We start from the raw sequence: 8,250 nt of genomic DNA, 5'->3' as shown, positions 1-8,250 counted from the left end.
ATGTAATTGATGATTTTATCTTCAAACCGAGTTATATCTACTTGAGGTTTTACTTTGATAAATGCCTGTACTGACGTAGAAGTGGCAGTCCATGAGTCCCAGATACGCAGGGAACCCCCTGTTTCAAATGCTATGAGTATTTCATGTGGCAGGTCTGTGTTACCCGGCAGGTTGGCTATCACACCTGTGACTGTAAGGTCAACCGCGTTTTCATAGTTTATAACTTTACCCAGCGCGTCCTGATAGTTGCCAAAAAATCGCTCGGCCATACGTTTGCTGAGGATAACATTGCCCGCAGTGCCCAGGGACTCTGCATCGCCTAATAAAAATTCATGCTTAAATATTTTGAAGTAGCTAGGCATTGTAAACCCAAGATGAACATCATCATTTTCGTATCTCACCTTGTTTCCATCACTTTCTATAGTAATAAGGGAGCCGGAATTCTGATCGAGATAGGCTAAAGCCTCCACCTCAGGATATTCTTCGGCAAATTTTAAACGTAAGGGGTATGGAATTCCTGATTCATAACCCAGCTCGCCATTGGTAGTTTCGTTTTGTACCAGACGAAAAATGCGATCAGTATCTGCATGGTAAGTATCGAAACTTAAGTCATAACTGATTATGAAATAAATGACTATAGCCGCACTTGTGCCTATGGCTAGCCCAGCCACGTTTGTAAATGCATGGGCCTTATTTTTAAGCAGGTTTCTAAAACTGATTTTAAGGATGTTTTTAAACATGGGGCTCGTATTTAAGTAAATTACTCATCCTTGAGTGCTTTTACAGGGTTTTCCAGTGCTGCTCTGAGAGACTGATATCCGATAGTCATGAAAGTTATAATCGCTGAAATCAATATAGCTACCACAAAAAACCAGACGTGCATATCTATTCTATAAGCAAAATCATTGAGCCAGTCACTCATGACATACCAGGCAACAGGTGCTGCCAGCAAAAACGCAATCACCACCAACAGAATGAAGTCCTTAGAAAAGAGGAAAATGATACTGAAGATATTTGCACCCAGCACTTTTCTTACACCTACTTCTTTTGTTCGCTGGTTTACGATAAAGGAAATAAGACCTAACAGACCCAGGCAGGAAACAAAAATTGAGATGCCCGAAAAGAGCTTAAACAAATTGAAAGTCTGCTGCTCAGCTTCATAAAACTCTCTCACAGACTCGTCCATAAAATCGTACTCATATAAATTATCAGGAAATAAATTTTGATGAACCTTTTGAATATGCGCCAGGGCATCAGAAGTATTATTGGTTGAAATTTTAATCCCTGCGTTGTAATGAAATTGAGGAAACTTGGTGATTACAACCGGAACCACAGCATTGTGAAGTGAGTTTGAATGAAAATCTTTCACCACGCCAACTATAGGCGCGGTAAAATCGCCCAACCCGGTAGTAATCATCTGACCAATCGCATCTTCCGGATTGCTAAAGCCAAGTTTTTTTACCGCAGTCTCATTCAAAATATAAGGTATCTGGCTACCCGGTGCCTCCTCCTTAAATATTTGAATGGCCAATTTATCTTCAGCTGGTGTAAACCATCGGCCATGCAATAATTTCAATCCATAAACCTCATTATAATAGAAATCTGCCGGTTTCATTTGAGTTTCCAGACGTGAGTCTCTTCCCTTTGAGGCTAGAAAATAGTGAGTTTCAAAGGTGTCATCACTCATTGGAGAACCTAAGGCAAAAGAAACTGATTTGATATTCTCATTTGCCAGGAGTTGATCTCTGAATCTGGAGGTAGTTTCTTCGCTACTGTCATCAATGCTCACGTTTACAATGGCCTCCTTTTCAAAACCTAAAGGCTTTTCTACAAAATAATTCATCTGACTAGCCACCACCAATGTAGCTATGATAAGCACTTGGGAAATAAAAAACTGGACTACGATAAGGCCTTTTCTAAGAAATAATGAGGAACTACTTTGTGAGTGAATGTTACTTTTCAGGGCTTTAACCGGGTTGAAGCCCGACAGTACAATCGCAGGATAAACACCCGCAGCCAATGTGACTACAAGTATGAGCGCCAGTACAAAAAGCAAGACATCAAAATCATGTAAGGCACTGAAAGCAAGCTTCTTATCAAAGAATTGATTAAAAATAGGCAGTAATCTTTCAGCAAGAGCTATTGACAAAAGGCCACTGAGAAAAGTAACGATAAAAGTCTCTCCCAGATAATAACGAATGAGTTGGCCACGCGCAGCTCCAAGAGTTTTTCTCACGCCAACCTCTTTTGATTTTTTTACAGATAGAGCGGTGGTTAAGTTGATAAAGTTTACTGCGCCAATTATTAATATAAAAGCACCAATAATACCTAGTGCCCAAAGTGCTTTGGCACTAACGGCTTCATTATTCCACTTTTTATCAAAATGAATATCGGCAAGAGGCTGTAAGTAGAAGCGCTTATTTGATCTTTGATGTTCTTCAAAATACTTGTTCACAACCACTTCAAATTGAGCTTCAGCTTGTGCTCTCTCAATATCTTCCTGAAGTTTGACATACGAATAGCCCTCTGCTGATAGCGACCACTCGTCTATCGGTAAGCCGAAATATTCTTCAGTAAATGATGGGTAAGAAATGAGCATATCAAATTGTATATGAGAGCTTACCGGTGGGTCGGCAACAATCCCAACAATTTCAACATCCAGCTTATTTCTCACTTTTACTTTTTTACCTATAGGTGAGGTATCGTTAAACAACAAATTAGCTGTAGATGCTGTGATAAGCGCTAGATTAGGCTGACCTAGTGCTTCTTTGGGATTACCAGAAACCGTTTTAAAGCTGAATACATCGAAAAAATTTGAATCGGCAAATACTACACGATCAAGTATAAACTTTTCGTTATCGAAAGTGATAAGTGGATTGTAGTCGTTATGAATTTGAGTGGCAGACTCTATGTGGTTTAAGTCTGTGTGTAATGCCCCAATCATTGGGTAAGGTACGGAAGCATTATAATCAAGACCATCAGCATCCTGAGTAGACCTGGTGACTCTAAAAATTCTATCTCCACCTTCGTGAAAATCGTCAAAGCTTACTTCCTGATTGATATAAAGGTAGATAACGAGACTTGAAGTAATACCGATTGTAAGGCCTATAATATTGATAAGCGAAAACCACTTATTCTTCCTTAAATTTCTAAGAGTGATATTTAGAAAGTTTTTAATCATTTGCTTTTTCTCAGTTTTAGATCGACTAGCTAAGTCTAAAAAGAGTGCCAAAAGCCCTTTTGTACAAAAATAGCGGTATTAGGCCTTAATTTAATTTGAACTGTATCATTTTCGATACACCAAGACGTTTGTTTTTGATACAGTTTAGTATTTTGGTACTTCTAAAAACACTCGTGACCTATAAAAACCATTATATAAGTTGAAAACTAAGGCCAATATACTGATAGTTGATGATGACAGGGATGTGCTTGAGACTGCCCGCATGTTTTTGAAACAAGAATTTTCTTCAGTCGATATTGAAGAAGATCCCAATAAGATAGCCGGTTATTTTGAAATCAAAGACTATGATGTCATCCTACTTGACATGAACTTTAATAAAGGCCTTAATAATGGAGAAGAGGGTTTTTACTGGCTATCAGAAATATTGAAGATGGACTCTGAAGCCATTGTTATACTCATCACCGCCTATGGTGAGGTAGATTTGGCAGTAAAGGCCATGAAGATGGGTGCCACCGACTTTGTATTGAAGCCTTGGAAAAACCAGAAACTCTTAGCCACAATACTCTCTGCTATAAAGCATCGAGAATCCGGAAAAGAAATATCAAAACTTAAAGCCACTCAGCAGAAATTAAATGCTGATAATAATAGCATTGATAAAATCATAGGTGAGGCTCCAGCAATACAAAGGGTAAAAGACCTGATTAAGAAAGTAGCAAAAACAGATGCCAACGTATTGATTTTAGGAGAAAACGGAACAGGTAAAGAGTTGGTAGCGCGTGCTCTGCACAGTGAATCAAACCGGTATGATAACACCTTTATAAATGTTGACCTGGGTGCCATTACTCCTACTCTATTTGAAAGTGAACTTTTTGGACATACCAAAGGATCATTTACCGATGCCAAAACCGATCAACCTGGTCGTTTCGAAATCGCTGATAAAGGCACTCTGTTTCTAGATGAAATAGGCAACCTATCTCTTCCTCTCCAGGCCAAGTTACTCACTGTTTTGCAAAGCAGATCAGTAAGGCGTGTAGGTTCTGCAAAAGATATACAGGTAGATTTCAGGTTGATCTGTGCTACTAATAACGACATAGCACAAATGGTTGCTGACCAAACTTTCAGACAAGATCTGCTCTATAGAGTAAATACTGTTGAAATACACCTTCCCGCTCTAAGAGACCGACTTGATGATATTCCCATATTGGTCAGTCATTTTCTTAAAATTTATACTGGCAAGTACCAAAAGCAAGGTATCTCTGTAGCAAAAAATGTGTTAAATCAACTCAAAAACTATGATTGGCCAGGAAACATCAGAGAACTGCAGCATGCGGTTGAACGAGCAGTGATTTTAACTGAAAATTCAGAAATTAATGATGTTGGGTTATTATTAAACAGTCCGTCTGCTATTTCTCAAAAAAGCCAGGCCACTACTCTTGATGAAATGGAAAGAGATTTTATCATCAAAACGCTTCAGGATCATGAAGGTAATGTAACCCAAACTGCCAAAACCCTAGGGCTTACCAGGACTGCCTTGTACAGGAGAATGGACAAGCATGGGATAAAGTAATCAAGTGGTAATGGTAAAATAATAAGTTAGACTCTTTGAGATTTTATTAAAATATGAAATATTTGAGGTTAATTTAAATATAAAATCTTCACATGAAAAAATTTTTACCTTTATCAATCTTAGTTTTAGTATTTTTATTCTCTTCTAATTGCGCTAGCATAGTTAGCAAAACTACCTATCCGGTAAATTTTGCTAGTCAACCAAGTGAAGTCGATATTAAAATCACTGACAGAAAAGGCAACCTGGTTTTCTCAGGACACACTCCGGCATTGGTACAACTGAAATCAGGTGCAGGATTTTTCACTAAAGCGATTTACAATGTTACTTACTCTAAAGAGGGCTATAAAGATATTTCCTTTCCAGTTGAGGCAGATATCGATGGCTGGTATTTCGGAAACATTGTTTTTGGTGGTTTAATTGGATTATTGATCGTAGACCCAGCGTCTGGAGCAATGTACAAAATTAGCAACCCTTTTTATAATATGGCTTTGCAACAAGATGATACATCTGCTCAATTGAATGTTTATTCAATTGAAGATATTCCGGAATCATGGAAATCTGATTTGGTGAAGATCAATTAGTAAATACTTATAAAAGTGAGGAAGGACTCTTTCCTCACTTTTGTTTTAAAATAAGCTAAGCATTACTCTCAATGGCCTGTCTCATTTGATGCACCGGGACTACTCCGGATTGCTGCCACTTTATAGCACCATTTTTAAATAATATTAAGGTTGGCACTCCCCTCACCTGATATTTACTGGCTGCTGCGGGATTCTTATCTATATCTACCTTTATAATCTTGGCCTTGTCTCCTATTTGACCTTTGAGCTCATCAAGCATCGGTGCCATCATCTTGCACGGTCCACACCAGGTGGCGTAGAAATCTACCAAAACTGGCGTATCGCCATTTATCAATTCTTGAAATTTTGACATTACTACTCTTTTAAAGTAAAACCACAATCAATTCATAAGGTTTGCATAAGTCACGTAAACCTGGAATCTATTAAAATTACAATCAATTAGTTTTCCTTAAATCTTTTTACTTGGTTAAATCTACTAAAAGAGGGAATTTACGGACCAAATGAGTTTCACAAAAAAATTCTCCTTTAAAGTATCAGTCAGAATTGTTCTGATTTTAACCACCGCTTTCACCTTAGCCTATATTCTAGGTGATAGCCGTCTTTTCTTTAATCAAATAATCTTAGGCATTCTGCTTATTGGCCTGGTCATGGAGTTGTTGAGGTTTGTCAATAAAACCAATCGGGAATTGGCAAAATTTATACTCGCTATCAAACACAGTGACTTCTCCATCAACTTTAATAAAAGTAAGATAGGTACCTCATTCGATATACTTAATGATTCTTTTGAACAGATCATACAGCAATACAAGCAGGCCAAGATTGAGAAAGAAGCACAATTTCAATACCTCAAAACGGTGGTTGATCATATCAACATCGGCATAATTTCTATAGAAAACAGTGAAAGTATTACGCTAATAAATCGTACTGCAGAAAAACTATTGAACATAACCGGGGTAAACAATTGGCAAATATTCAAAGAGAAACTGCCTGCATTCTCATTGGCAGTAAAGGAATTACAACCCGAAGGTCGCAGGCTATTGGAAATTGAATTAAGTGAAAAGATCACATTATCATTAGATGTGAGTACAGTCATACTGCTCGAAAAAGAGTATACATTAGTCACATTTCAGGATATCAGAAATGAAATTGAACAGAAGGAGATTGAAGCCTGGCATAAGCTTATCAGGATATTGACGCATGAGATCATGAACTCTGCCACCCCTATTAGCTCACTCACTGAAACCATGCAAATGATGCTTAACAAAGAGCATCTGTCAGATGATATTATAGAAGACCTGAAATTTTCTCTTAAGACTATACAGCGTAGAAGTGATGGTATGTTGGCTTTTATTGATGATTACAGAAAAATAACAAGGGTACCCAAGCCCAACAAAACAGACATCGATGTAAAAGAACTGTTTGATGGTATAGCACGGCTCACTAAATCGGAAATTGAGAAACAAGGCATTGATCTTAAAAGTGAATCTCAAGAGGGGATTATCATCAATGCAGACACTAAACTCATCGAGCAAATCATTCTAAATCTTATAAAAAACGCCCAAGACGCGCTAAAATCCAGTCAAAATAAGATCATACATTTATCAGCTAAAGCTGAAGAAAAAAACATAGTAATTAAAGTAAAAGATACAGGCTCTGGCATTGAGGATGATCTTTTGAAAGAAATCTTCATTCCATTCTTCTCAACAAAAAAAGAAGGTTCCGGTATCGGTTTGAGTCTATCAAAGCAAATCATGCATATGCACGGTGGATCAATTAAAGCAGAAAGCATTATTGGTGAAGGGACCACGTTTACTTTACGCTTTTCTTCAGCAGCTAAATAATTACACTTTTCTTACATCAGTTATTTTTCTAAACAACATGCCTCCAGGCTCTGCTAGTATTTTGATAATTCATTAGGTATCTTTATGAGTTTAAACAGTAAGCAATACTTACATTATAACTTGTAATGAGTTACTACCTGAAATCTTCCCATTCTGGGACATTTTTGTAACTTAATTATGCCCATATGCCTCATAATGATGGTTGGCTAACAAATTGTAATAATTAATATAAATAATGGCTTTAGTTATGAACCGCTTTCTACTTCCGCTCCTCTGTTTGCTTTTGCTTGGCTCAGCCATCAAAGCTCAGCCAACTAACGATAATTTTGCCAGCGCCATTGATGTTACATCAATTATCAACAGTTGCTCAGCAGATGCCGCATATACTACCATCAGTGCTACAGGTGATTTAAATGCTGGCTCATGTTGGAATAATTCAGGTCCTCGGCAAAACGTATGGTTTAGGTTCATTGCACCCGCCAGCGGAGAGATAAACATAACTGTAGATATAGGAGGCACTAAAGGGACTCAAAGAAGATCACAACTAGCGCTTTGGCAAAGTGATGGAACAACTGAAGTAGCGTGCGATCGCTATACTTCTGCTAATGATGATGTTGTAACGCTTGGTTCAATCGGCCTTACACCAGGAAACACATATTACATTTCAGTTGACACTTACAACGGAAGCTACGATGGTACTTTTACGCTTTGCCTTAATGACAATGTTGACTATGATTTTTTTGAAGGAGCACAAGACATTACAGGCTTAATAGGCACTTGTTCAACAGATGAGGCTTACACCACAGTTGGCGCTTCCCCAGATTTGAATGCAGGTAGTTGCTGGAACAATTCGGGCCCACAACTCAACAGGTGGTTTTCATTCACTGCTCCGGCCAGTGGAAGAATCAATATCACGGTAGACATTGGAGGAACCAAAGGAACACAAAGAAGAACACAAGCGGCTCTCTGGCAGAGTGATGGAACTACGGAAGTTGAATGCGCACGTTATACTTCTACTAACGGTGATGTAGTAGTACTCGGATCAACAACCTTAACACCAGGAAATACATATTATCTTTC

The 8,250-nt window shown here is 38.1% G+C and carries 7 protein-coding genes; 4 read left to right on the top strand and 3 right to left on the bottom strand.

Features of this window, described 5'->3' with window-relative positions:
- Both E1176_RS10150 and E1176_RS10145 read right to left on the bottom strand, forming a co-directional pair.
- The coding region (locus tag E1176_RS10150; protein ID WP_185152737.1) for an ABC transporter permease at window positions 1–740 on the bottom strand (740 nt) is incomplete at its 3' end.
- Window positions 741–760: 20 nt separating this feature from the next.
- Window positions 761–3,181 carry an ABC transporter permease gene (locus E1176_RS10145; protein WP_155210499.1) on the bottom strand — a complete coding sequence of 807 codons (2,421 nt, stop codon included), beginning with the start codon at window positions 3,179–3,181 and terminating at the stop codon, window positions 761–763.
- A 199-nt stretch (window positions 3,182–3,380) separates the two neighbouring features.
- Between E1176_RS10145 and E1176_RS10140 the strand changes: the two genes are divergently transcribed.
- Window positions 3,381–4,748: a sigma-54-dependent transcriptional regulator gene (locus E1176_RS10140; RefSeq protein ID WP_155210498.1), complete on the top strand. Its 1,368-nt coding sequence runs from the start codon at window positions 3,381–3,383 to the stop codon at window positions 4,746–4,748.
- Between the two features lie 92 nt (window positions 4,749–4,840).
- Entirely contained in the window at window positions 4,841–5,329 is a 489-nt protein-coding gene (locus E1176_RS10135) for a hypothetical protein (RefSeq protein WP_155210497.1), read from the top strand.
- Between the two features lie 55 nt (window positions 5,330–5,384).
- On the opposite strand, the gene trxA is transcribed toward E1176_RS10135, so the two are convergent.
- Window positions 5,385–5,681, bottom strand: a complete 297-nt coding sequence (gene trxA, locus E1176_RS10130) for a thioredoxin (protein WP_155210496.1) — start codon at window positions 5,679–5,681, stop codon at window positions 5,385–5,387.
- 334 nt (window positions 5,682–6,015) lie between these two features.
- Between trxA and E1176_RS10125 the strand changes: the two genes are divergently transcribed.
- A complete protein-coding gene (locus E1176_RS10125; protein ID WP_246205996.1) occupies window positions 6,016–7,170 on the top strand; it encodes a sensor histidine kinase in 1,155 nt (384 codons plus the stop codon).
- 247 nt (window positions 7,171–7,417) lie between these two features.
- On the top strand, window positions 7,418–8,250 hold an 833-nt coding region (locus E1176_RS10120; protein WP_155210494.1), incomplete at its 3' end, for a hypothetical protein.

The sequence above is a fragment of the Fulvivirga aurantia genome (assembly GCF_009711475.1).
Taxonomy (GTDB): domain Bacteria; phylum Bacteroidota; class Bacteroidia; order Cytophagales; family Cyclobacteriaceae; genus Fulvivirga; species Fulvivirga aurantia.
This window is presented reverse-complemented; position numbering and strand designations above follow the sequence as displayed.

Bases quoted from the DNA above. Each gene is read 5' to 3' on its own strand.
- E1176_RS10135 (WP_155210497.1), top strand. From the start codon at position 4,841: ATGAAAAAATTTTTACCTTTATCAATCTTAGTTTTAGTATTTTTATTC.
- E1176_RS10145 (WP_155210499.1), bottom strand. From the start codon at position 3,181: ATGATTAAAAACTTTCTAAATATCACTCTTAGAAATTTAAGGAAGAAT.
- trxA (WP_155210496.1), bottom strand. From the start codon at position 5,681: ATGTCAAAATTTCAAGAATTGATAAATGGCGATACGCCAGTTTTGGTA.